Here is a 23,058-nt window from a genome sequence, read left to right on the forward strand (position 1 = left end):
CGGGAAGCCTGCTTCGAGATGAGGACTCCCACCCACTTGATGGGGTAAGGCTCCCAGTAGACGACTGGGTTGATAGGCCGGATCTGGAAGCCAGGCAACTGGTGGAGGTGACCGGTACTAATAGGCCGAGGGCTTGTCCTCAGTTGCTCGCGTCCACTGTGTTGGTTCTGAAACCACGAACAGCCCCATGTGCCACACATGGTGCGGTTGTCAGTTTCATAGTGTTTCGGTGGTCATAGCGTGAGGGAAACGCCCGGTTACATTCCGAACCCGGAAGCTAAGCCTCACAGCGCCGATGGTACTGCAGGGGGGACCCTGTGGGAGAGTAGGACGCCGCCGAACTCCTTTTACAGCTCCGGCTCTTGGGTACTGCCCAGGGGCCGGAGCTTTTTTGCGTTGAGGTAGGGTCAGGGGGCATCGTTGGCTCGTTTCGCACAGGAGGCCCCCGGGTGGAGGTCCAGGAGACCCGTGTCCAGACAGACCGGGTCCTCACCATCCCCAACATCCTCAGCATGGCACGGCTCGTCGGCGTACCCGTCTTCCTGTGGTTGATCCTCAGGCCCGAGTTCGGGGGCCCCCACAGCGACGGCTGGGCTCTTCTCGTGCTGGCTTTCAGCGGGGTCAGTGACTATCTGGACGGCAAGCTCGCCCGGCGCTGGAATCAGATCAGCAGCCTCGGCCGGCTCCTCGACCCCGCCGCCGACCGGCTGTACGTGCTTTCGACGCTGGTAGGTCTCACGTGGCGGGAGATCCTCCCGATCTGGTTGACCGCCCTCCTGCTGGCGCGAGAGCTGATGCTCCTGGTGATGGTGGGCATCCTTCGCCGGCACGGGTATCCGCCGCCGCAGGTGAACTTCCTCGGGAAGGCCGCCACCTTCAACTTGATGTACGCCTTCCCGTTGCTGCTCCTCAGCGACGGAAGCACGTGGATCGCGTCAGTCGCTGCTATTTTCGGATGGGCGTTCGCCGGATGGGGTACAACCCTCTACTGGTGGGCAGGAGTGCTCTACGTGGTACAGGTCCGCCGATTGGTTCGTGCGGACGCCATGGCCGATTGAGCTCGGCGATTGTCCGGACGTACGCCTCGATGGCCCGTGGTGCAAAAGTGCGGGACAATCTGGACGGGTGAAGTCGGCTAGACCGTCGTCTCTTGGAGGAGGACGCTTCCGACATGAAGGCCGTCGTGATGGCCGGGGGCGAAGGCACCCGCCTGCGCCCCATGACCTCTAGCATGCCCAAGCCGCTCCTGCCCGTGGCCAACCGCCCGATCATGGAGCATGTGCTACGGCTGCTCAAAAGGCACGGGCTCACCGAGACCGTAGTCACCGTCCAGTTCCTGGCATCGCTCGTCAAGAACTACTTCGGCGACGGCGAAGAGCTCGGAATGGAGCTCACCTATGCCAATGAGGAGAAGCCACTCGGTACCGCCGGAAGCGTCAAGAACGCCGAAGAGGCGTTGAAGGACGATGCCTTCCTCGTCATCTCCGGCGATGCGCTGACCGACTTCGACCTCACGGAGCTGATCAATTTCCACAAGGAGAAGGGCGCGCTGGTCACGGTCTGTCTGACCCGGGTGCCCAATCCGCTGGAGTTCGGCATCACCATCGTCGACGAGGAAGGCAAGGTCGAGCGCTTCCTGGAGAAGCCGACCTGGGGGCAGGTCTTCTCCGACACGGTCAACACGGGCATCTATGTCATGGAGCCCGAGGTGTTCAACTACGTCGAACCGGATGTTCCGGTCGACTGGTCCGGCGATGTCTTCCCGCAATTGATGAAGGAAGGCAAGCCGATCTACGGCTATGTCGCCGAGGGCTACTGGGAGGACGTCGGCACCCACGAGAGCTATGTGAAGGCCCAGGCCGACGTGCTCGAGGGCAAGGTCAACGTCGACATCGGCGGCTTCGAGATCTCGCCGGGCGTGTGGGTGGCGGAGGGCGCCGAGGTGCATCCCGATGCGGAACTGCGCGGACCGCTGTACATCGGCGACTATGCGAAGGTCGAGGCCGGCGCCGAGATCCGCGAGCACACCGTCGTCGGCTCGAATGTCGTCGTCAAGAGCGGCGCCTTCCTGCACAAGGCCGTGGTGCACGACAACGTGTACGTCGGGCAGCACAGCAATCTGCGCGGCTGTGTCGTCGGAAAGAACACCGACATCATGCGTGCCGCGCGGATCGAGGACGGCGCGGTCATCGGCGACGAGTGTCTGATCGGTGAGGAATCGATCGTTCAGGGCAACGTCCGGGTCTACCCCTTCAAGACCATCGAGGCCGGCGCCTTCGTCAACACCTCCGTCATCTGGGAGTCCAGAGGACAGGCCCATCTGTTCGGCGCCCGCGGCGTGTCCGGCATCCTGAACGTGGAGATCACACCGGAGCTGGCCGTGCGGCTGGCCGGCGCCTACGCGACCACCCTCAAGAAGGGCTCCACGGTCACCACGGCCCGCGACCACTCCCGAGGCGCCCGTGCGCTCAAGCGGGCGGTCATCTCCGCGCTGCAGGCCAGCGCCATCGACGTACGCGACCTGGAGAACGTGCCGCTGCCCGTGGCCCGGCAGCAGACCGCGCGGGGCAGTGCCGGCGGCATCATGATCCGCACCTCGCCGGGTGTGCCGGACTCGGTCGACATCATGTTCTTCGACGGCAACGGCGCCGACCTGTCGCAGGGCAGCCAGCGCAAGCTGGACCGGGTCTTCGCGCGACAGGAGTACCGGCGGGCGTTCCCCGGTGAGATCGGCGACCTGTACTTCCCGGCCAGTGTCTTCGACTCGTACACCGGGTCGCTGCTGCGGAATGTCGACACGACGGGGATCGCCGAGTCGGGTCTGAAGGTCGTCGTCGACGCCTCGAACGGCAGTGCCGGGCTGGTGCTTCCCAGCCTGCTGGGCAAGCTCGGCGTGGACTCGCTGACCATCAACCCCGGTCTCGACGAGTCCCGGCCCACGGAGACGGGCGAGATGCGGCGCAACGGTCTGGTCCGGCTCGGGGAGATAGTGGCGTCCTCGGGGGCCGCGTTCGGTGTCCGGTTCGACCCCGTGGGCGAGCGGCTGTCGCTCGTGGACGAAAAGGGCCGGATCATCGAGGACGACCGCGCGCTGCTGGTGATGCTGGACCTGGTGGCCGCGGAGCGGCGCAGCGGCCGGGTGGCGCTGCCGGTGACCACGACCCGGATCGCCGAGCAGGTGGCCGCCTACCACGGCACCCAGGTGGAGTGGACCACCACCTCGCCCGACGACCTGACACGGGTCGGCGGCGAGGAGGGCACCATCTTCGGAGGTGACGGCAAGGGCGGGTTCATCGTCCCCGAGTTCAGCAGTGTCTACGACGGTACGGCGGCCTTCGTACGGCTGATCGGGCTGGTGGCGCGCACGCAGCTCACGCTGAGCCAGATCGACGCGCGGATCCCGCGGGCGCACGTCCTCAAGCGGGACCTGGCCACACCGTGGGCCGTCAAGGGTCTGGTCATGCGGCGGGTGGTCGAGGCGGCCGGGGATCGCTTTGTCGACACGACCGACGGTGTGCGGGTGGTGGAGACGGACGGGCGCTGGGTGATGGTGCTGCCCGACCCGGCCGAGGCCGTCACCCATCTGTGGGCCGAGGGGCCCGACGACGCCTCGGCACAGGCCCTGCTCGACGAGTGGTCGGCCGTCGTGGACAGTGCCGGGAGGTAGGGCCAGGCGTAAGGGAGGCCGCGCCACCGGACGGCAAAACCCACGCACGCGCGCGTGCCGGACAAGTGTCCCCAAGGGGGCCTGTCCGGCACGCCGGTGGGGCCGTTCGGAGGTACTGGTCGCGACATGCGACGATGTGCGGCATGCCGCAGCAACCCCCCGTTCGGAGCAGCCCCACGCGGCCGCAGCGCCCGGACGCCTCCATGTCGTTGATCACCAACGTCATGGACCACAGCCTCGACGACGGGTACGCCGAGGCCGCCGCCCGGAGGAAGTCCCAGGGTGAGAGCGGGCTGCCCAGGACCCTCAGGGCGAAGCTGGGCCTCGCGGCCGGGCTCGTCCTTGCGGCGCTGGTCGTGACCGTCGGGGCGGCCCAGACGCGGGCGGCGGCGCCCGTGGTGGCGAAGGAGCGTCAGGAGCTGATCGACCGCATCGACAGTGAGACCGCGGCCGCGGACAAGCTGGAGGGGACCGTCGACACGCTGCGTGACGAGGTCGGCGCGCGCCAGCGGGCGGCGCTGAAGTCGACCGGCGGCAGCACGCAGGCGGACCTGGTGGACGTTCTGTCGGGCGCCACCGCGGTCCATGGGCCGGGCGTCAAGCTCGTGGTGAACGACGCCAAGGAGGCCAGCTCCGGCGGTGACGGCACCAATCCGCGGGAGACTTCGGGGTTCTCCGACACCGGCCGGGTCCGCGACCGGGACATGCAGCGCGTGGTCAACGGGCTGTGGGAGTCGGGCGCCGAGGCCATCTCCATCAACGGTCAGCGGCTGACCGCCCTGTCCGCGATCAGGGCCGCGGGGGACGCGATACTGGTCGACAACAGGCCGCTGGTGCCGCCGTACACGGTGCTGGCGGTGGGCGACGGGAAAAAGTTGAGCAACGGGTTCCAGAACAGCGCCGACGGCCTGTATCTGCATGCCCTGGAGCAGAACTTCGGCATCCGCGCCACCATCTCCACCGAGGGCGACGTACGGTTGCCCGCCGCACCCAGTGTGATCGTACGCACAGCACAGCCGAGCACCGAGAAGACTGAGAAGGGCACATCGTGATCGCCGTACTGGGCCTCGTCGTGGGAGTCGTGGCCGGCCTGTTGGTCCGGCCCGAGGTTCCGGCGGTTGTCGAGCCTTATCTGCCGATCGCCGTCGTGGCGGCACTGGACGCCGTGTTCGGCGGTCTGCGGGCCATGCTCGACGGCATCTTCGACGACAAGGTCTTCGTGGTGTCGTTCCTGTCGAACGTGGTCGTCGCCGCGCTGATCGTGTTCCTGGGTGACAAATTGGGCGTGGGTGCGCAGCTGTCCACGGGTGTCGTGGTGGTCCTGGGTATCCGGATCTTCTCCAACGCCGCGGCCATCCGGCGGCACGTGTTCCGGGCGTGACACCGATGAGCGAGCAGAACGAGCGGAACGAGCAGCCGGAGAAGCGGGATACTCCGGACAAGTCGGAGCACAAGCTGCGCAAGGAGCTGCCCGAGGAGGTGCCCGCGCGGGCACCGGAACCCGAGCCCGGGCCCGAGCCGAGGACGCAGGAAGCGCTGACCGGCAGGCAGCGGCTGGTCAAGGGGCTGTGGCCGCCGCGGGTCACCCGGGCCCAACTGATCGTCGCTGTACTGCTGTTCGGCCTCGGCTTCGGGCTGGCGGTGCAGGTGGCGTCCAACAGCGACAGCGACAGCGCGCTGCGCGGCGCCCGTCAGGAAGATCTTGTTCGCATCCTCGATGAACTCGATTCGCGTACTCAGCGTCTTGAGGACGAGAAGCAGGGACTCGAAAAGCAGCGCCAGGAACTGCAGAGCAGCTCCGACCGGGCCGCGGAGGCCCGCAAGCAGACGGCCGAGAAGGAGAAGCAACTCGGCATTCTCGCGGGCACCGTGGCGGCGCAGGGTCCCGGCATCACGATGACGATCGAGGACACGAAGGGGACGGTCAAGGCGGACATGCTGCTCGACGCGATCCAGGAGTTGCGTGCGGCCGGCGCGGAGGCGATCCAGGTCAACGGGGTACGGGTGGTCGCGGGTACCTACTTCACGGACGCCGGCGACAGTGTCGGCGTCGACGGGAACAAGATCAACGCCCCCTATCGTTTCAAGGTCATCGGCAAGCCGCAGGACCTGGAGCCGGCGTTGAACATCCCAGGAGGCGTGGTGCAGACGCTGGAGAAGGAGCAGGCCACGGTGACCGTTCAGCAGTCGGACAAGATCGTCGTGGACGCCTTGCGACAGGCGAAGCGGCCTGACTACGCTCGGTCGTCCTCCCAGTGAACCGGTGGTGCATGGGGGACATCCGGCAGGGGCATGAGGTTGCGGGGGGTCGGCGCACCGAAGGGGTGGTGCGTGGTGGAAACTGTCTGGTGGATACGGACGTTGTGAGAATGTCCGGCTCGGCCGGTGTAGGCAATCAGGGTTCGTCCTGCCCCACGGGCGGGTCTGTTTCGGTCAAGGGGAATCGCCCGTGAAGTTGTTTGCGAAGTTGTTCGGCAAGAGCGCACGAGAGGGCAGCGGCAACGCGACCGCTCGGCATCGCGCACAGCCTGACGCGGAGGGCCAGCGCCCGCTGTTCCGGGACCAGGTCGCTGGTCCGGGCGGTGACATTTCCGGAGGTCAGGGCGGGGCGTCGGTTGACCCTGCCCAGTCCGGCGGCATAGGTTTCGGGCAACCGTCAACCTCAGGTGCGGGCGGAGGGTTCGCCCCCGGTCCGTACGCGTCCCATGCCCCGGCGGGGCAGCCGCAGCAGGAGGATCCGTCCATGTCGGCCCTGGTGTGTACGAGGTGCGGTAACCGCAATGCGGAGAACGCGCGCTTCTGTTCCAACTGTGGTGCGCCGCTGCGCCCGGGAGTGGCGCCGGAGCGTGCCTCCGAGACGACGTCCACGATCTCGATCTCCGGTCTGGAGGCCTACGACTCCGAGGTCACCGGTCAGACGCAGATGCCGATGCTGTCGCCGGAGGCGCAGGCCGCGGTGGACGCGCTGCCGCTGGGCTCGGCGCTGCTGGTGGTGCGCCGGGGACCGAACTCGGGCAGCCGCTTCCTGCTGGACAGCGACCTGACCACGGCGGGCCGTCATCCGCAGAGCGACATCTTCCTGGACGACGTCACGGTCTCGCGCCGGCACGTGGAGTTCCGGCGTTCCCCGGACGGCTCGTTCACCGTGGCCGACGTGGGCAGTCTGAACGGCACGTACGTCAACCGCGAGCGGATCGACCAGGTCGCTCTGTCGAACGGTGACGAGGTGCAGATCGGCAAGTACCGGCTGGTGTTCTACGCGAGCCGGCAGGGCATCTGACCCGCCCCCGGACCGGCGTCCGGGGGGACTCCCAGGGAAGGTCCATGCTTCAAACACCGAGCGGCGGTGCCGGAAGCGGTACCGCCGCCAGGGACAGTGGGCTGATGAGCATCGGCACGGTGCTGAACGTGCTGCGTGACGAGTTTCCCGAAGTCACCATCTCCAAGATCCGTTTCCTGGAGGCCGAGGGGCTCATCGAGCCGCAGCGGACCCCTTCGGGGTACCGCAAGTTCAGCGCCGGGGATGTCGAGCGGCTGGCTCATGTGCTGAGGATGCAGCGGGACCACTATCTGCCGCTCAAGGTGATCCGCGAGCGGCTGGACGCCATGGAGCGGGGCGAGGCCGTCCAGCTCCCCCTCGTGGGGCGTCAGCGCACCGCGGAAGACGTTCCGGAACCGCCCGGGGCGCCCACGGTGGCCCGGGTGGGCAGGGCCGAGCTGCTGGCGGCCGCGGACATCGACGAGGGTGAGCTGAAGGAGTGGGAGTCGTACGGCCTCATCGCTCCCCTGGAGGACGGGGTGTACGACGCCGAGGCCGTCACCGTGGCCTCGCTCGTCGCCGAACTGGGCCGCTTCGGGATCGAGCCGCGCCACCTGAGGGTGATGAAGGCCGCCGCCGACCGTGAAGCCGGACTCGTCGACCAGGTGGTCGCCCCGCTCAAGCGCCACCGCAACCCGCAGACCAGGGCACATGCCGAGGCCCGTACGAAGGAGCTGGCGGCGCTCACCGTGAAGCTGCACGCGGCCCTCGTGCAGACCGCTCTCGGCGTGCGGCTGCCCTGAGCTCGGCGGCTCCCCGGCGGCCGGATCGGGCAGCTGTTCCCGGCCCGACTACCCAAACGTCCCGGGCACGGCCTAGGGTTGCTGTGTGAACGAGCTCGATGTCGTAGGTGTCCGGGTCGAAATGCCCTCCAACCAACCGATCGTGCTCCTGCGCGAAGTGGGAGGCGATCGTTACCTCCCCATCTGGATCGGGCCGGGGGAGGCGACGGCGATCGCCTTCGCCCAGCAGGGCATGGCCCCCGCCAGGCCACTGACCCACGACCTGTTCAAGGACGTGCTGGAGGCCGTCGGCCAGGAGCTGACCGAAGTACGCATCACCGATCTGCGGGAAGGCGTCTTCTACGCGGAGCTGGTCTTCGCCAGCGGCGTCGAGGTCAGCGCCCGCCCCTCCGATGCCATAGCGTTGGCCCTGCGCACCGGGACGCCCATCTACGGCAGTGACACGGTCCTGGACGACGCCGGTATCGCCATTCCGGACGAGCAGGAGGACGAAGTGGAGAAGTTCCGCGAGTTCCTCGACCAGATCTCGCCCGAGGACTTCGGCACCAGCAGCCAGTGATCAGGAGCGGCCGGTAAGTGCCGATCCTCCTGGTGGGACGGGCATGTGCCACCGGCCATTGAGAGCGTCCTACGGCTTCCCCCGAAGGCATTCGGCTAGCCTTTCCCCGCGGCGGGACACGGGAAACCACTCCTAGGGTGATTATCACTCGGCGTGCCGAGTGTGGCGATCGTTGACGCACCCCTGGTGACTGCCTACCGTCGTGAAGGCAGGTCAAGGACGGAGGTCGGCGTGAGAACCAGCGGCGACGGTACGGCTGGGGGTGCTCCCGTGCGCGGTTTCGGGGAGAGCGGTCCGTACCCGGTTCACAGCAGCGCGGTGGATCACGCTCCGCAACGGCCGACGGCGGTGCCGAACGGCGGAGGGGCGGCGTCCATGACATCCGAGCAGATCGGCTATCGGGGGCCCACGGCCTGCGCGGCAGCCGGCATCACCTACCGGCAGCTCGACTACTGGGCCCGCACCGGCCTGGTCGAGCCGAGCGTGCGGCCCGCCTACGGGTCGGGCACCCAGCGGCTGTACAGCTTCCGGGACGTGGTCGTCCTGAAGATCGTGAAGCGCTTCCTGGACACCGGGGTCTCGCTGCAGAACATCCGCGCGGCCGTGCAGCACCTCAGAGAACGCGGTTTCCGCGACCTGGAGCGGATGACCCTGATGAGCGATGGCGCAACGGTCTACGAGTGCACCTCGCCGGACGAGGTCCACGCCCTGCTCCAGGGCGGTCAGGGCATCTTCGGGATCGCCGTCGGCGTGGTGTGGCGGGACGTGGAAAGCGCACTCTCCCAGCTGCACGGCGAGCGCATCGACACGGGCGAGACCCTCGTCGGGCACAACCCCGCGGACGAGCTGGCGCGGCGCCGCAACCGGGCGGTCTGACGCTGCCCCTTCCGGGGCCGGGCATTGTCAGTGCCGTGGTGCAGCATCGGAGATGTGAGAAACACGCCCACGATCCTGCATCTCGACATGGATGCCTTCTACGCCTCGGTGGAGCAGGCATCCAAGCCGAGCCTGCGCGGGAAGGCGGTCGTCGTGGGCGGCCTCGGACCACGCGGGGTGGTGGCCACCGCGTCGTACGAGGCACGGGCCTTCGGGGTCCACTCGGCGATGCCCATGGCCCAGGCCCGCCGGCTGGCGCCCAACGCCGCCTATCTGGTGCCGCGCTTCACCCTGTACCGGACGGTCAGCGAACAGGTGATGGCGCTGCTGCGGGAGCTGTCACCGCTGGTGGAGCCGCTCAGTCTGGACGAGGCGTTCGTGGACCTGGAGGCCGGGGGGACGGCCTGGGACGAGGAGTCGGCGCGGCTGGCCGGGATCAGGCTCCGCGCGGACATCCGGGAGGTCACCGGGCTCACCGGTTCGGTCGGGCTCGCCGCCTCCAAGATGCTCGCCAAGATCGCCTCCGAGCAGGCCAAGCCGGACGGCCTGGTGCTCATCGAGCCGGGGTCCGAGCGGGCCCTGCTGGGGCCCATGCCGGTGCGGACCCTGCCCGGGGTCGGCCCGGCCACCGGCGACCATCTGCGCAGAGCCGGGATCACGACGGTCGAGGAACTGGCGGAAGCGGGCGAGGACGAACTGGTCCGGCTGCTCGGCAAGGCCCACGGGCATGCGCTGTACGCCATGGCCCTGGCCCATGACGAGCGGCCCGTGGTGGCCGAGCGCGAGGCGAAGTCGGTGTCGGTCGAGGACACGTACGACGTGGACATCCATGACCGGCTGAGGATCGGCCTTGAGGTGCAGCGGCTCGCCGACCGGTGTGTGGGGCGGCTGCGCGAGGCCGGGCTGTCGGGGCGGACCATCGTGTTGAAGGTGCGGCGGTACGACTTCTCGACGCTGACCAGGTCGGAGACGCTCAGGGGACCGACGGACGATCCGGCGGTCGTGCGGGAGGCAGCCGCGCGGTTGCTGGACTCCGTGGACACCACGGGCGGGGTACGGCTGCTCGGCGTGGGTGTCTCCGGGCTCGCCGACTACACCCAGGAGGACCTGTTCGCCCAGGCCATGCCCGTGCCTTCGGCAGAAGAGCCGGAGAAGGGCGCGGTCGAGGTCATGGTGGAGCGGCCGGAGTCTGTCGAACGGCACTGGCGTGCCGGGCAGGATGTGCGGCATGCCGAGTACGGGCACGGGTGGGTGCAGGGCAGTGGACTGGGGCGGGTGACCGTGCGGTTCGAAACGCCGCAGTCCCCTCCGGGACGGGTGCGGACGTTCTTTGTCGACGATCCCGCGCTGGAGTCGGCCGATCCATTGCCGTTGGTTTCGGATTCCGCCCATGAGGAGCGTCCGACGCCGGACGGGGACGAGGAGCGGCCGGCGCCGGGGCGAGGCCAGGACGAGAGGCCTCAGGTCTCCTCCGAACCCGCCAGCTTGCCGAAGTCGTGGTCCGGGACCGACGGGGGCGGGGTCACGTCGAGGCCGTAGTGGTGGTAGAGCTGGAGTTCCTGTTCGGGGGAGAGATGGCGGCCCACGCCGAAGTCGGGGGCGTCCTTGATCAGGGCGCGGTCGAAGGGGACGTGGAGGGAGCCTTCGATCAGTTCACTGGGCTCCAGGGGGACGAAGGCGTCCCGGGAGAACAGGCCGGTGCGTATGGCCGCCCACTCGGGCACGCCGGTCGCGTCGTCGAGGTAGACCTCGTCGATGGTGCCGATCTTGGTCCCATTGCGGTCGAACGCCTTGCGGCCGATCAGGTTGCGCGGATCGATCTCGGTCTGCACGGTCCCTCTCCCTCCACTTGGTCGCAACTCATCCGTAACCACTACGAAAGAGCACAATCAGGGAGGCGGCCACTCGAAGGCTCGGGCGTTGACCTCGCTGGTAGGCTGACAGCGGCTGCTGACCCCGTGCGGGAGAGTCCTCCGACCACCTCGGAGGCGCCGAAGGAGCAAATCCTCCCCGGAATCTCTCAGGCTCACGTACCGCACGGACGAGGTCACTCTGGAAAGCAGAGCGGGTGTCGACGGCTTCCGCTCTCACCGACGGTGAAAGCCGGGGCTCTCGGGGCCCGGTGAAGCTCTCAGGTTGAGATGACAGAGGGGGAGGCCGTCGGGGCACCCGCGCCGTGGTGCCCCTCGAAGGTCGCGTCAGACCAGGAGGCCTCCGCAATGACCGCCCACCGCATTCCGCTCTCGGAGCTCGAAGCGGGCATCCCGTTCGAGCAGCGCCACATCGGGCCCGACCAGGAGGCGCGGGCCAAGATGCTCGCGCACGTCGGCTACGGCTCCCTCGACGAGCTGACCGCCGCCGCGGTCCCGGATGTGATCAAGAACGCCGACGCCCTCGATCTGCCGGGCGCCCGCACCGAGGCCGAGGTGCTCGCCGAGCTGCGCTCGCTCGCCGACCGCAACCAGGTCCTCGACTCCATGATCGGCCTGGGCTACTACGGCACCTTCACCCCGCCGGTCATCCTGCGCAACGTCATGGAGAACCCGGCCTGGTACACCGCGTACACCCCGTACCAGCCGGAGATCTCGCAGGGACGGCTCGAGGCCCTGCTGAACTTCCAGACCGTGGTCGCCGACCTCACCGGCCTGCCCACCTCCGGTGCCTCCCTGCTCGACGAGGGCACGGCCGCCGCCGAGGCGATGGCCCTGTCGCGGCGCATGGGCAAGAACAAGAAGGGCCTGTTCCTGGTCGACGCGGACGCGCTGCCGCAGACCATCGCCGTCATCGAGACGCGCGCGGAGCCCACCGGTGTCGAGGTCGTCGTCGCCGACCTCAGCGAGGGCATTCCGGCCGAGGTGGCCGAGCGCGAGATCAACGGCGTGCTGATCCAGTACCCGGGAGCCTCCGGCGCCGTACGGGACATCAAGCCGGTCATCGACCAGGCGCACGAGCTGGGTGCCCTGGTCACCGTGGCCGCCGACCTGCTGGCGCTGACCCTGCTGACCTCGCCGGGTGAGCTGGGCGCGGACATCGCCGTCGGTACCACCCAGCGCTTCGGTGTGCCGATGGGCTTCGGCGGTCCGCACGCGGGCTACATGGCCGTGCACGAGAAGTTCGCGCGCAGCCTGCCCGGCCGCCTCGTGGGCGTCTCCGTCGACGCCGACGGCAACAAGGCCTACCGGCTCGCGCTGCAGACCCGTGAGCAGCACATCCGCCGCGAGAAGGCCACCAGCAACATCTGCACCGCGCAGGTGCTGCTCGCCGTGATGGCCGGCATGTACGCCGTCTACCACGGGCCGGAGGGTCTGAAGACCATCGCCCGGCGCACGCACCGGTACGCCACGATCCTCGCCGCGGGCCTGAAGGCCGGCGGGGTCGAGATCGTCCACGGCGCCTACTTCGACACCCTCACCGCGCGCGTGCCCGGCAGGGCCGCCGAGGTCGTCGCCGCCGCCCGGGCGGGTGGCGTCAACCTGCGGCTCGTCGACGCCGACCACGTCTCCCTCGCCTGCGACGAGACGACCAAGCGGGCTCAGCTGGCCGCCGTCTTCTCCGCCTTCGGCGTCGAGGCCGACATCGAGGCGCTGGACGCGACCGCCGAGGACACCCTGCCCGAGGCACTGCTGCGCACCGACACCTACCTGGCCCACCCGGTCTTCCACCAGTACCGCTCCGAGACCGCGATGCTGCGCTACCTGCGCAAGCTGGCCGACCGCGACTACGCGCTCGACCGCGGCATGATCCCGCTGGGCTCCTGCACCATGAAGCTCAACGCGACCACGGAGATGGAGCCGGTCACCTGGCCCGAGTTCGGCCAGCTGCACCCGTTCGTGCCCGCCGAGCAGGCCGAGGGCTACCTCACGCTCATCCGCGAGCTGGAGGAACGTCTCGCCGAGGTCACCGGCTACGACAAGGTCTCCCTGCAGCCGAACGCCGGTTCCCAGGGCGAGCTGGCCGGTCTGCTGGCCGTACGCGGCTACCACCGCGCCAACGGCGACGAGCAGCGCACCGTGTGCCTGATCCCGTCCTCCGCGCACGGCACCAACGCCGCCAGCGCCGTGATGGCCGGCATGAAGGTCGTCGTCGTCAAGACCGCCGAGGACGGCGAGATCGACGTCCAGGACCTGCGCGCCAAGATCGAGCAGTACCGCGACGAGCTGGCGGTGCTGATGATCACCTACCCGTCGACGCACGGTGTGTTCGAGGAGCACGTCGCCGACATCTGCGCCCAGGTCCACGAGGCCGGCGGCCAGGTGTACGTCGACGGTGCCAACCTCAACGCCCTGGTCGGCCTCGCCAAGCCGGGCCACTTCGGCGGTGACGTCTCCCACCTGAACCTGCACAAGACCTTCTGCATCCCGCACGGCGGCGGCGGCCCCGGCGTCGGCCCGGTCGCGGTCCGCTCGCACCTGGCGCCGTACCTGCCGAACCACCCGCTGCAGCCGGAGGCGGGCCCGGACACGGGCGTCGGCCCGATCTCGGCCGCGCCCTGGGGCTCCGCGGGCATCCTGCCCATCTCCTGGGCGTACGTCCGCCTCATGGGCGGCGAGGGCCTCAAGCGCGCCACGCAGGTGGCCGTGCTCTCGGCGAACTACATCGCCAAGCGCCTGGAGCCGCACTACCCGGTGCTCTACACCGGCCCCGGCAACCTGGTCGCGCACGAGTGCATCATCGACCTGCGCCCGCTGACCAAGGCGACCGGCGTGAGCGTGGACGACGTGGCCAAGCGCCTGATCGACTACGGCTTCCACGCGCCGACCATGTCCTTCCCGGTGGCCGGCACGCTGATGATCGAGCCGACCGAGTCGGAGGACATCACCGAGCTGGACCGGTTCTGCGAGGCGATGATCGCCATCCGCGCGGAGATCGAGAAGGTCGGTTCCGGCGCGTGGCCGGCGGAGGACAACCCGCTGTCGGGCGCCCCGCACACGGCCGCCGCGCTCGGCGGCGAGTGGACGCACGCCTACAGCCGCGACGAGGCCGTCTTCCCGGCCGGTGTCTCGGCCGCGGACAAGTACTGGCCGCCGGTGCGCCGTATCGACCAGGCCTTCGGCGACCGCAACCTGGTCTGCTCCTGCCCGCCGCTGGACGCGTACGAGGACTGAGCGAGCGTGGCTCTCAGGGCCCCGTCCGGTTTCCGGGCGGGGCCCTCGCCGTGTCAGGCCGTCGCCAGGGACACCTCGGTCGCCTTGATGAGAGCGACCACGTCGGAGCCCACGAAGAGACCCAGGTCGGTGGCGGCGTCCTTGGTGATGGCAGCGGTCAGTTCACCGCCGGGCACGGAGATCTTCACGGAGGCCATCGCGGCGCCGGTGGTGAGGCCGATGACCGCGCCGGGGAGCTGGTTGCGGATCGACAGACCCTCGACGCGGTGGGTGGCGAGGGAGACCTCGGTCGACTTGACCAGGGCCCGCACGGACGAGCCGGGAGCGAGGGCGAGGTCCTCGGCGGACTCCTTGGTGATGGCCGCGGTGAGGGTCTGCCCACCGTCGAGACGGAGCTTGACGGTGGCCATGGCCTCGCCCGGCTGGATCGCGGTGACCGTGCCGGTGAGCTGGTTGCGGATGCTGAGGGTCATGGGCACTCACGGTAGAGTGCCTGCCCGATCAGGCAGGGTATGCGTGTGTCTGCGCCGCTTTGACCGTCGCCCAGACGGATGTGCCGGGGTGCAGGTCCAGGTCGGCGGCGGCGATCGTGGTGAGGTCGGCGGCGAGGGGGAGTTCACCGCGGAGGTCGGCGCGGATCTGGTCGCCGTGCGTCTCCAGCCCGGCCACCTCGCAGCGCCACAGGTTACGGGCACTGGCACCCGTGGGGCGGTCCCGGAACAGGGTGACGGCACTGGGCGGGAAGGCCACGAAGACCGGGCCGGACAGGTCTTCCATGGTGGTGATCGAGGGTCCCGCATCGAGGCGTACCGTGTGCCGGTCCGCCTGCCCCCGGTAGAGGTTGAGGCCGACGAGCTGGGCGATGTAGTCGGTGCGCGGATGGCGGGCGATGTCCGCCGGGGTGCCCTCCTGGACGACCCGGCCGTGCTCTATGACGACCAGCCGGTCCGCGAGCACCATGGCGTCCAGCGGGTCGTGTGTGACGAGGACGGCGACCGCTTCGAACTCGGCCAGATGGCGGCGGAGTTGGGCCCGGACCTCGAGGCGGGTACGGGCGTCGAGGGCGGCGAGCGGTTCGTCCAGGAGCAGCAGTCGGGGGCCGACGGCCAGGGCGCGGGCGAGGGCCACGCGCTGGGCCTGGCCGCCGGAGAGACGGCGGGGCTTGGCGCCCGCGTGGTCGGCGAGGCCCATGCGCTCCAGCCAGGCCGCGGCCTGTGCGCGGGCCTCGGCCTTCGTCGTGCCTTGGCAGCGCGGGCCGAAGGCGACGTTGTCGAGGGCGGACAGGTGGGGGAAGAGAAGGTAGTCCTGGAAGACCACGCCGACCGGGCGGGACTCCGGGGGAGTGCGATCCAGGTCCGCGCCGTCGAGGCGGAGATGGCCGTCGGTGAGGGGGGTGAGGCCGGCGAGGGCGCGCAGGGCGGTGGTCTTGCCGGCACCGTTGGGGCCGAGGAGCGCGACGACGTCTCCGGGGGCGGCGGTGAGGGGCACGTCCAGGCGGAAAGGGGGGCGGTCCACGACGAGGTGGGCGTCCAGGCCGGTCGTCGGGTGCGCATGCCTGGTGGGATGCCGGCCTTCGGCCGGCTGTGGGTTGCCACCCGCACCGCCCGTGCAGGTTTTGTCGTCGGGTACGGGTGGCCCCTGCGGGGGCTGAGCGCCGTCGGCGGCTGCGGGGCGAGGAGTGGTCATGGTGTCGTCATCCAACGGTCTCGCAAACCCGCCAGCACCGCGATCGACACCGTCAGCAGGACCAGGCTGAGGGCGATGGCGGCGTCGGGGTCGTTCTGCAGGGCCAGGTAGACCGCGAGAGGCATGGTCTGGGTGCGGCCGGGGAAGTTGCCGGCGAAGGTGATCGTCGCCCCGAACTCGCCGAGCGCCCGTGCCCACGCCAGGACCGCGCCCGCGGCGATGCCGGGAGCGATGAGCGGCAGGGTGACCCGGCGGAACGCGGTGAACCGGGACGCGCCGAGCGTGGTCGCCGCCTCCTCGAAGCGCGGGTCGGCCGCGCGCAGGGTGCCCTCGACGCTGATGACCAGGAACGGCATCGCCACGAACGCCTCCGCGATCACGACCCCGGTGGTGGTGAACGGCAGGGTGATCCCGAACCAGGCGTCCAGCCACTTGCCGATGACCCCGTTGCGGCCCAGGGCCAGCAGCAGGGCGACACCGCCGACCACCGGAGGCAGGACCAGGGGCAGAGTCACCAGAGCCCGTACGAGGCCCCGGCCGGGAAATTCCGTACGGGCCAGCAGCCACGCCAGCGGCACGCCCAGCACGAGACTCACGGCCGTCGCCGCGGTGGCGCTGACCAGGGACAGCTGGAGTGCCTGCCACACCTCCGTGCTGGTCAGCTGGTCCGGCAGGCTGCGCCAGGGCGCGCGGACCAGCAGCGCGAGCAGGGGCAGCAGCAGGAACGCCAGCGCCAGTACGCCCGGCAGCAGCAGCGGCAACGGCACTCCGCGCAGGACCCCCGCGCCGACGCGCCGACGCCGCGGCCGGCCCGTGCGGGGGCCGGCCGCGACGCCGGGCTTGTGAAGCGAGGTCACGGCTTGAGGAACCCGGCCTCGATCAGCACCTTCTGGCCCTCGGCGGACTGTACGAGGGTGATGAACGCCTTGGCGGCCTCGGCGTTCTGCCCGTTCTTCAGCTGGGCGATCGGGTAGGCGTTGATGGCCTTGGCGGACTCGGGGAACTTCACGCCCTCCACCTTGCCACCCGCGGCCTTCACATCGGTCTGGTAGACGACCGCGGCGTCGGCCTCCTTCAGCTCCACCTTGTTCAGGGCGCTCTTGACGTCCTGCTCGTAGGACACCGGGGTGAGCTTGAGCTCGGCGGCGTCCAGGGCCTTCTGCGCGGCGGCACCGCACGGCACGGTCTTGTCGCAGAGCACGACCTTCAGACCGGACTTGGTCAGGTCCTTCAGGGAGGACACCTTGTCCGGGTTGCCCGGCAGGGTCGCGATCTCCAGCTGGTTGCGTACGAAGGTGGCCGGGGTGCCGACCGCGTCCTTCTTGTCCGTCACGATCTTCATCGTCTTGGGACTGGCGGCGGCGAAGACGTCCGCCGGGGCGCCGCCCGTGATGCTCGCGGCGAGCATGTCGCTGCCGCCGAAGTTGAAGCTGACCTTGGTGCCCGGGTGCTGCTGCTCGAACTGCTTGCCGAGCGTCGTGAAGCTCTCCTTCAGGGAGGCGGCGGCGAAGACGGTGACCGTGCCCGAGAACTTGGGTGAGGCGGAGCCGGGCTTGGCCGGCTCGGTGGAGGAGTCACTGGAGGAGGAGCAGGCGCTGAGTGCCATCAGGGCGGCTCCCGCACCGGCCAGCTGCAGCACTCGCCGGGTCCGGCGCACGGAACGGGTCATCACGGATCTACTCCTCTGGTTCTGCGGAACAGCTGTCGCGCCCTGACACGGCCGGGGGACCGGCCGTGCGGCGATGATACTGCCGCATCTGCCAGCCGTAAGTCTCCTGTCTCATCGCATGAGCTGCGGAGTTACGACTTGTAGCTTGCATGTGCGTTTGCACGGTGCGCCGCGGCGGGTACGGTGCTGCGGGAGGTGGTCGCAGGTGACGCTCGCGGTACTCGCCCTGACCGGTGATCTGGCCCGGCCCGCCCGGCTGTGGGTGCCGGACCTGCTGCGCTGGCCACAGCACCGGGTGGATGTCAGCTTCGAGTGCGCGACCAGCGGCCTCCAGCACCACCGGTTCGCCGGCCCACGCCTGTACGACGTCCTCACCGACGCGGGGCCCGGCTTCGACCCGGCACGGCGCAAGGACCGGCTGCGCTTTCTCATCGCCGTCACCGGCACCGACGGCCACCACGCGGTGCTCTCCTGGGCCGAGATCGACCCGGACTTCGCGGACGCGCCCGTCCTGCTCGGCGTGCGCATCGACGACACCCCGCTGGATACGGCCGGCCCCCAGCTGGTGCTGCCGCAGGACCGGTGCGGGGCCCGGCACATCAGCGGTGTCACGGCGATCCGGGTGGACGGCGGTTACCGCTGTGACGCTCCGGTGCCGGCCGTACCCGGTCGTGCGTCGGCGGCAGCTCCGTGAACCGGGACGGTGTCAGACGCGGTCGATGTGCACGTTGGTGGATTTCACACGCGCGGTGGCCTCCATGCCGACCTCCAGGCCCAGTTCCTCGACGGCCTCCCGGGTCAGCAGCGACACCAGCCGATGCGGGCCCGCCTGGATCTCCACCTGGGCGGCGACGTCACCGAGCTTGATCGCCGTGACGATGCCGGGGAAGGCGTTGCGGACGGAGGTGTAGGAGGCGTCCTCCTCGCCGCCGCCCGCCTTGGCCAGTTCAACCGAGAACGCGGCCAGGTCCCTGCCGTCGATGAGCCGCCGCCCGGCCTCGTCACGGTGGGTTGCCACCCGGCCCGCGTCGGCCCAGCGGCGGGCGGTGTCCGGGCTCACGCCGAGCAACCGTGCCGCCTGGCCGATCGTGTAGGACTGCATGCCGGTCACGATAGGGCCACCGGCTGGGAACCGTGGACGCGGGTCGGCCGTTGGGTACAACGCGATACGGCCCTGTCGGTATGCGTCCGGTCTCACCCGGTGTGCACGCGCGGCCGACGTACCCGGTCCGGTTCCGCCTCCCGGAGCACCTCGCGGGTGACCGGAGCGACCTCGCCCTGGCCGAAGAGGAAGAAGCGCAGGAAATTGGCGAACGGGTTGCCCTCGGTCCACTCGAAGTAGATGTGCGGGGTGCAGCCCGTGCTGTCCCGGACGTGGAGCAGCAGTGCGGCCAGGGCATTGGGGATGGACGCGGACTCCAGGGTCAGCACGCGGTAGCGGCCGTGCAGGACCTCGCCGCGCACGGTCATGCTCGCCTCGAACTCGGAGGGGTCGGTGACCGTGACCTCGACGAAGACGAAGTCCTCCTGCTCGGGCATGTCGTTGTCGGCGCGGATCTGCTCGATCTTGTCGCGGTACTCCGCCTTGTCCCGGTGGCCGGGTTCGTTCGCGATGAACCGCATCTTCCGGCTGGCCATGTCCCGGACGAATCGTTCCGCCATCGGATCGAGCGTCACGCTGGTCACGCGCAGCTCGAAGGCACGGGCCAGCCGGGACGCCAGCGAGACCAGGATGATGCCGGCGATGAAGCAGGCACCGATCTTCACACCGTCCGGGCGCTCGATGACGTTCACGACGGTCGTGTAGAGGAACACCGCCGCGATCACGCCGAACCCGATGGTCCAGTTGCGCTGCCCGGCCTTGTGCGCGGCGATGGTCACCGCGATCGCGGCCGAGCTGATCAGCACCAGCACACCGGTGGCGTACGCGCCGCCCTGCTTGTCGACGTTGGCGTCGAAGATCCAGGTCACCAGGAACGCGACCAGGGTGAAGACGATCACCATCGGGCGTACCGCGCGCGCCCAGTGCGGGGCCATGCCGTAGCGGGGCAGATAGCGCGGCATGAGGTTGAGCAGGCCTGCCATCGCGGAGGCGCCGGCGAACCACAGGATGGCGATGGTCGAGATGTCGTAGACCGTGCCGAAGGCGCCGCCGAGGTACTGGTGCGCGAGGTAGGCGAGGGCACGGCCGTTGGCCGGGCCGCCCGTCTTGAAGTCCTTCTCCGGGATCAGCAGTGTGGTGATGAAGCTGGTGGCGATCAGGAAGCAGCTCATGATGAGCGCTGCGGTCGTGAGCAGCTTCTTGGTGTCCCGGATCCGGCCGGTCGGCTTGTCCTCGGTGTCCCCGGTGTCGCCCTGGACGTGCGGCATGACGGCGACACCGGTCTCGAAGCCGGACAGGCCGAGGGCGAGTTTCGGGAACACGATCAGAGCCACGCCGACCATGACGAACACGTTGCCGTGCTCCGCCGTCAGGGCGCTGGACCAGTCGGTGACCACATGCCCGGCGGTGAGGACGTGCCACAGGCCGACGATCACGACGACCAGGTTGAGCGCGAGGTAGACGCCGACCAGGGCGACCGCGACACCGATCGCCTCCAGGAAGCCCTTCAGGAACACCGCGCCGAGCAGTGCCACCAGGAACAGCGTGATCACCATCTGGTGGCCGTGCAGGGCGCTGGTCAGATGCGGGTTCTCCACCAGGTGGGTGGAGGCGTCGGCGGCCGACAGGGTGATGGTGATGAGGAAGTCGGTGGCGGCGAAGCCCAGCAGGGTGAGTACGAACAGCTTGCCCTGCCAGAACGACAGCAGCCGTTCCAGCATCGCGATGGAGCCCTCGCCGTGCGGGCTCTCCTCGGCGACGCGGCGGTAGACCGGCAGGGCGCCGGCCAGGGTGACGACGACGAGCACGATCGTCGCGATCGGGGACAGCAGGCCGGCCGCCAGAGCCGCGATGCCGGGCTGGTAACCGAGGGTCGAGAAGTAGTCGACACCCGTCAGGCACATCACGCGCCACCAGCGCTGGCCCTTGTGCGGGGGCTCCGGTTCGGCGTGGGGCCCGGTGTGGCCGCCGTGCTTGCCCATGTCGGACAGCCCCTCCAGCATCCAGTTGCGCAAGCGACTGGGAGGGGGGTGCTCGGTCGTGGCCATCGGCGTGCTCCTGTGTGCGGCTCAGCTCTTTTCCGGCCATCACGCGGACGGCGGCACCAGCGTAAGCAGAGAGTGACGCCTGGGCCCATGGATCAGGGCTCGGGAGGCGTCAATCTTGCGTTAAGAATGGCGCGAGAGCAGCACAGTCGCATCAAGAAGGCGAGGCCGGAGCCGGTGGCCGGGAGCACGGCCGTCCGGGGCAACGGCCCCCACCGCCACGCCGGGACGGCCACCGAGTGTCATGTCCTGGGCCGGCACCACCTCACTCCAAGCCGGAGGCCCGGAACACGCCCAGGGCCGTCTCGCGGTCGATACGGCGGGCGAGGCGGTGCAGGGCGGTTGTGCCGCACAGCAGGGTGCCCGCCGCCTCGGACACCCGGGCGCCCTCGTCGAGGAGGTACCACACACCGGGATTGCGGATCAGTGTCCCGGGGTCGATCTCGACCCGGTTGCCGAGGGTGTCGCGCAGGACCAGCCGCTGGGCCACGCCGTCCAGCGGACGCACCGCGATCAGCAGATCCGTGCGGACCCGGCGGGTGCGCAGCAGACCGCGGGTGGCCAGCCAGCCCGCACCCGCCGAGACCCGTACCGGGAACAGGACGAGGAACAGCAGCAGCGCGACGGCCGGCCACAGGGCACAGCGCCACCAGGTGAGGGAACCGGCCGCCCAGTCGACGAAGAGCAGCAGGCCGAGCAGGACACCGGCGCAGCGGAGCGACGCGCGCACGTCCGCCGCCCAGTCGCGGTCGTGCACCACGCCGGCGGTGCCGGTCCGGTGCCGGCCCGCGAGCCGGGAAAGCGCGTCGTTGCGGTGCCTCATGTCTGAGACGGTAGACAGGGCCGGCGCCGATGGAGCAGGCCCGTCGCCCACCTTGACGCTGTCCTGATGGCTGTGGGGGCCTTTTTGGCGCGACGCCTGCACTCGCCGTCCGGGGCGCTTTCCCCAGGGCCCCCGTCAAAGTCCCCGGATGTCCATGCGCAGATGCCAGGTGTTGCGCCGGTGGACGGAGAGCAACTGCGACTCCAGCGGGGACGGGGGCACCGCCAGCACCGGGCAGACCGCGTGCGCCAGGCAGTACCGGGAGACCCGGCCCGAGAAGGCGCGCTGCAGGCCGCGTCGACCGGCGCCCACGACCAGGACGTCGTTCTCCCGGTTCGCGGTCGCCACCAGTGCCGGCCCCGGGGCGCCGCGGACGATGACGGCGTGCATCGGCACACCCGGTGCGTCCCCGCCGAAGATCTCCTCGAGTACGGAGGCCAGCCGCTGCCCGGCCAGCCGCTGCCAGTCCTCGACCAGCAGACCGGCGGCGGGGGAGCGGCGCGCGGCGGGATCACCGCCCGGCGGTTCCCAGGCCAGCACCGGCCACAGTTCGGCTCCAAGCCTGCGGGCCAGCGCGGTGGCCCGCCGCAGGGCCGTGACGCTGCCCAGGGAGCCGCTCACACCGACCACCACCCGCGCGGTCGCCGAGGCGTCATAACCGGACATCGCTCCACCGTTCCTCGCGGGCGACGCCGGGGTCTCTCGCGCGGACGTGCCCGCCCTGCAAGGCCGTTGCTTCCTTCCATCCCACTCCCGTACCGGCGATTCGACCAGCCGGGCGGACGGTGTTCTCCGGGCGGCTGCAGCCGGCCTCGGGTACCGGCTGCTGCACGACAGATACTCCTGGGTCCCGGCCGTCTTCCCCGGTGAGGGCGCGGCCCTGCCGTGGGACGAGCAACTGGAGCCCGAACCGGCGTACCAGTCGCTGCGCGAGGCGCTGAGACAGCCTCCGGTCACGGCCCGTAGCCACCCCTACACACGTCAGGGCCGGTGCGCACGGGATGCGTGCGGGCCGGCCCCTCAGGTTGCTCTTGCTCTGTTCTCGCTCCGCTCAGGCAGCGGTCATCACCTGCTCCGCACCGAGCGGACGGTGCGGAGCGATGATCCTGCCGTCGGGCAGCAGCTCACCGGTGTCCTCGAAGAGCAGGACGCCGTTGCACAGCAGACTCCATCCCTGCTCCGGGTGGTGCGCCACGAGACGGGCGGACTCCCGGTCGGCGGACTCGGCTGGTGGACACGGCGGCTGGTGCTGGCACATGGATGGGATCTTTCGCTCTGTTGTGGTCATGGCCGTCCCCCGTGGTGATAAGTCGGTCGGAACCCAGTGTTGCCCTCTGGGCGGCATTCCGCAGGGATTTCGCAGCACCGCTTCTCACAGGTTCATGACGCGTCACCCGCCCGGACGGTTCAGTCGAAGTGCACTGTCACTTCGGGTGGTTTGCAGTGGCCGGATAGGGCTAGTCC

General features: G+C 69.6%; 22 protein-coding genes, 2 rRNA genes, 1 pseudogene and 1 riboswitch. Of the genes and pseudogenes, 15 read left to right on the forward strand and 10 right to left on the reverse strand.

Annotation, left to right across the window (positions count from 1 at the left end):
• From ACZ41I_RS03835 to ACZ41I_RS03890, 12 genes are all read left to right on the forward strand, one after another.
• Nucleotides 1-141 (forward strand): 23S ribosomal RNA (locus ACZ41I_RS03835); the annotation flags it as partial.
• An 84-nt stretch (nucleotides 142-225) separates the two neighbouring features.
• Nucleotides 226-342: ribosomal RNA gene (rrf, locus tag ACZ41I_RS03840) — 5S ribosomal RNA — on the forward strand.
• 107 nt (nucleotides 343-449) lie between these two features.
• Nucleotides 450-1,058, forward strand: a complete 609-nt coding sequence (locus ACZ41I_RS03845; RefSeq protein ID WP_468513086.1) for a CDP-alcohol phosphatidyltransferase family protein — start codon at nucleotides 450-452, stop codon at nucleotides 1,056-1,058.
• 113 nt (nucleotides 1,059-1,171) lie between these two features.
• On the forward strand, nucleotides 1,172-3,667 hold the full coding sequence (locus ACZ41I_RS03850; protein WP_468513087.1) for a sugar phosphate nucleotidyltransferase: 2,496 nt from the start codon (nucleotides 1,172-1,174) through the stop codon (nucleotides 3,665-3,667).
• Nucleotides 3,668-3,801: 134 nt separating this feature from the next.
• A complete protein-coding gene (locus ACZ41I_RS03855) occupies nucleotides 3,802-4,719 on the forward strand; it encodes a DUF881 domain-containing protein (protein WP_363219335.1) in 918 nt (305 codons plus the stop codon).
• On the forward strand, nucleotides 4,716-5,048 hold the full coding sequence (locus ACZ41I_RS03860) for a small basic family protein (RefSeq protein ID WP_003988855.1): 333 nt from the start codon (nucleotides 4,716-4,718) through the stop codon (nucleotides 5,046-5,048). Before ACZ41I_RS03855 ends, ACZ41I_RS03860 begins: the two co-directional genes overlap by 4 nt.
• A gap of 5 nt (nucleotides 5,049-5,053) precedes the next feature.
• The gene (locus ACZ41I_RS03865) at nucleotides 5,054-5,926 is read left to right on the forward strand and encodes a DUF881 domain-containing protein (RefSeq protein ID WP_399763472.1); all 873 of its coding nucleotides are present in this window, start codon (nucleotides 5,054-5,056) and stop codon (nucleotides 5,924-5,926) included.
• 190 nt (nucleotides 5,927-6,116) lie between these two features.
• Entirely contained in the window at nucleotides 6,117-6,947 is an 831-nt protein-coding gene (locus ACZ41I_RS03870) for an FHA domain-containing protein (RefSeq protein WP_363219337.1), read from the forward strand.
• A gap of 44 nt (nucleotides 6,948-6,991) precedes the next feature.
• Nucleotides 6,992-7,729 carry a transcriptional regulator FtsR gene (gene ftsR / locus ACZ41I_RS03875; RefSeq protein WP_363219338.1) on the forward strand — a complete coding sequence of 246 codons (738 nt, stop codon included), beginning with the start codon at nucleotides 6,992-6,994 and terminating at the stop codon, nucleotides 7,727-7,729.
• 85 nt (nucleotides 7,730-7,814) lie between these two features.
• Complete coding sequence (locus ACZ41I_RS03880) at nucleotides 7,815-8,288, forward strand: bifunctional nuclease family protein (protein WP_026253112.1); 474 nt, start codon at nucleotides 7,815-7,817, stop codon at nucleotides 8,286-8,288.
• A gap of 231 nt (nucleotides 8,289-8,519) precedes the next feature.
• Nucleotides 8,520-9,164: a MerR family transcriptional regulator gene (locus tag ACZ41I_RS03885; RefSeq protein ID WP_363219339.1), complete on the forward strand. Its 645-nt coding sequence runs from the start codon at nucleotides 8,520-8,522 to the stop codon at nucleotides 9,162-9,164.
• 54 nt (nucleotides 9,165-9,218) lie between these two features.
• Nucleotides 9,219-10,703, forward strand: a complete 1,485-nt coding sequence (locus ACZ41I_RS03890; protein ID WP_468317282.1) for a DNA polymerase IV — start codon at nucleotides 9,219-9,221, stop codon at nucleotides 10,701-10,703.
• Here ACZ41I_RS03890 and ACZ41I_RS03895 read toward each other — a convergent pair.
• Complete coding sequence (locus ACZ41I_RS03895) at nucleotides 10,625-10,996, reverse strand: PRC-barrel domain-containing protein (RefSeq protein ID WP_363219341.1); 372 nt, start codon at nucleotides 10,994-10,996, stop codon at nucleotides 10,625-10,627. The two genes, ACZ41I_RS03890 and ACZ41I_RS03895, sit on opposite strands and share 79 nt — an antisense overlap.
• Nucleotides 10,997-11,115: 119 nt before the next feature.
• A riboswitch (glycine riboswitch) is annotated at nucleotides 11,116-11,210 on the forward strand.
• Nucleotides 11,211-11,383: 173 nt separating this feature from the next.
• Between ACZ41I_RS03895 and gcvP the strand changes: the two genes are divergently transcribed.
• Nucleotides 11,384-14,269: an aminomethyl-transferring glycine dehydrogenase gene (gcvP, locus tag ACZ41I_RS03900; protein WP_363219342.1), complete on the forward strand. Its 2,886-nt coding sequence runs from the start codon at nucleotides 11,384-11,386 to the stop codon at nucleotides 14,267-14,269.
• A gap of 53 nt (nucleotides 14,270-14,322) precedes the next feature.
• Here the strand turns inward: gcvP and ACZ41I_RS03905 are convergent, their stop codons facing one another.
• From ACZ41I_RS03905 to modA, 4 genes are read right to left on the reverse strand one after another with little or no spacing between them, the layout of a single operon-like run.
• Complete coding sequence (locus ACZ41I_RS03905) at nucleotides 14,323-14,742, reverse strand: TOBE domain-containing protein (RefSeq protein WP_363219343.1); 420 nt, start codon at nucleotides 14,740-14,742, stop codon at nucleotides 14,323-14,325.
• A 28-nt stretch (nucleotides 14,743-14,770) separates the two neighbouring features.
• Nucleotides 14,771-15,955, reverse strand: a complete 1,185-nt coding sequence (locus ACZ41I_RS03910; RefSeq protein WP_399763460.1) for an ABC transporter ATP-binding protein — start codon at nucleotides 15,953-15,955, stop codon at nucleotides 14,771-14,773.
• Nucleotides 15,952-16,812, reverse strand: coding sequence for a molybdate ABC transporter permease subunit (gene modB, locus ACZ41I_RS03915; RefSeq protein WP_468513088.1), 861 nt, complete (start codon nucleotides 16,810-16,812; stop codon nucleotides 15,952-15,954). The genes ACZ41I_RS03910 and modB overlap by 4 nt, the downstream gene beginning before the upstream one ends.
• Nucleotides 16,809-17,624, reverse strand: a complete 816-nt coding sequence (gene modA, locus ACZ41I_RS03920) for a molybdate ABC transporter substrate-binding protein (RefSeq protein ID WP_468513089.1) — start codon at nucleotides 17,622-17,624, stop codon at nucleotides 16,809-16,811. The genes modB and modA overlap by 4 nt, the downstream gene beginning before the upstream one ends.
• A 205-nt stretch (nucleotides 17,625-17,829) precedes the next feature.
• On the opposite strand from modA, the gene ACZ41I_RS03925 reads away from it, so the two are divergent.
• Nucleotides 17,830-18,318, forward strand: coding sequence for a molybdopterin-binding protein (locus tag ACZ41I_RS03925; protein WP_468513090.1), 489 nt, complete (start codon nucleotides 17,830-17,832; stop codon nucleotides 18,316-18,318).
• 12 nt (nucleotides 18,319-18,330) lie between these two features.
• Here the strand turns inward: ACZ41I_RS03925 and ACZ41I_RS03930 are convergent, their stop codons facing one another.
• The 4 genes from ACZ41I_RS03930 to ACZ41I_RS03945 form a co-directional block, all read right to left on the reverse strand.
• Nucleotides 18,331-18,726 (reverse strand): TOBE domain-containing protein, encoded by a 396-nt coding sequence (locus tag ACZ41I_RS03930; RefSeq protein ID WP_069783985.1) that lies wholly within the window; start codon nucleotides 18,724-18,726, stop codon nucleotides 18,331-18,333.
• A gap of 92 nt (nucleotides 18,727-18,818) precedes the next feature.
• Nucleotides 18,819-20,774: an APC family permease gene (locus ACZ41I_RS03935; RefSeq protein WP_363220467.1), complete on the reverse strand. Its 1,956-nt coding sequence runs from the start codon at nucleotides 20,772-20,774 to the stop codon at nucleotides 18,819-18,821.
• A 262-nt stretch (nucleotides 20,775-21,036) separates the two neighbouring features.
• Nucleotides 21,037-21,594 (reverse strand): hypothetical protein, encoded by a 558-nt coding sequence (locus tag ACZ41I_RS03940; protein WP_468513091.1) that lies wholly within the window; start codon nucleotides 21,592-21,594, stop codon nucleotides 21,037-21,039.
• A 135-nt stretch (nucleotides 21,595-21,729) separates the two neighbouring features.
• Nucleotides 21,730-22,260, reverse strand: a complete 531-nt coding sequence (locus ACZ41I_RS03945) for a universal stress protein (protein WP_363220465.1) — start codon at nucleotides 22,258-22,260, stop codon at nucleotides 21,730-21,732.
• A 166-nt stretch (nucleotides 22,261-22,426) separates the two neighbouring features.
• Here ACZ41I_RS03945 and ACZ41I_RS03950 point away from each other — a divergent pair.
• Nucleotides 22,427-22,534: pseudogene (locus ACZ41I_RS03950) on the forward strand (endo-1,4-beta-xylanase); the annotation flags it as partial.
• A gap of 111 nt (nucleotides 22,535-22,645) precedes the next feature.
• On the opposite strand, the gene ACZ41I_RS03955 reads toward ACZ41I_RS03950, so the two are convergent.
• Nucleotides 22,646-22,852 (reverse strand): DUF5999 family protein, encoded by a 207-nt coding sequence (locus tag ACZ41I_RS03955; RefSeq protein WP_030603474.1) that lies wholly within the window; start codon nucleotides 22,850-22,852, stop codon nucleotides 22,646-22,648.
• Between the last annotated feature and the right edge of the window lie 206 nt (nucleotides 22,853-23,058).

It is taken from the genome of Streptomyces sp. NPDC030799 (assembly GCF_055572255.1).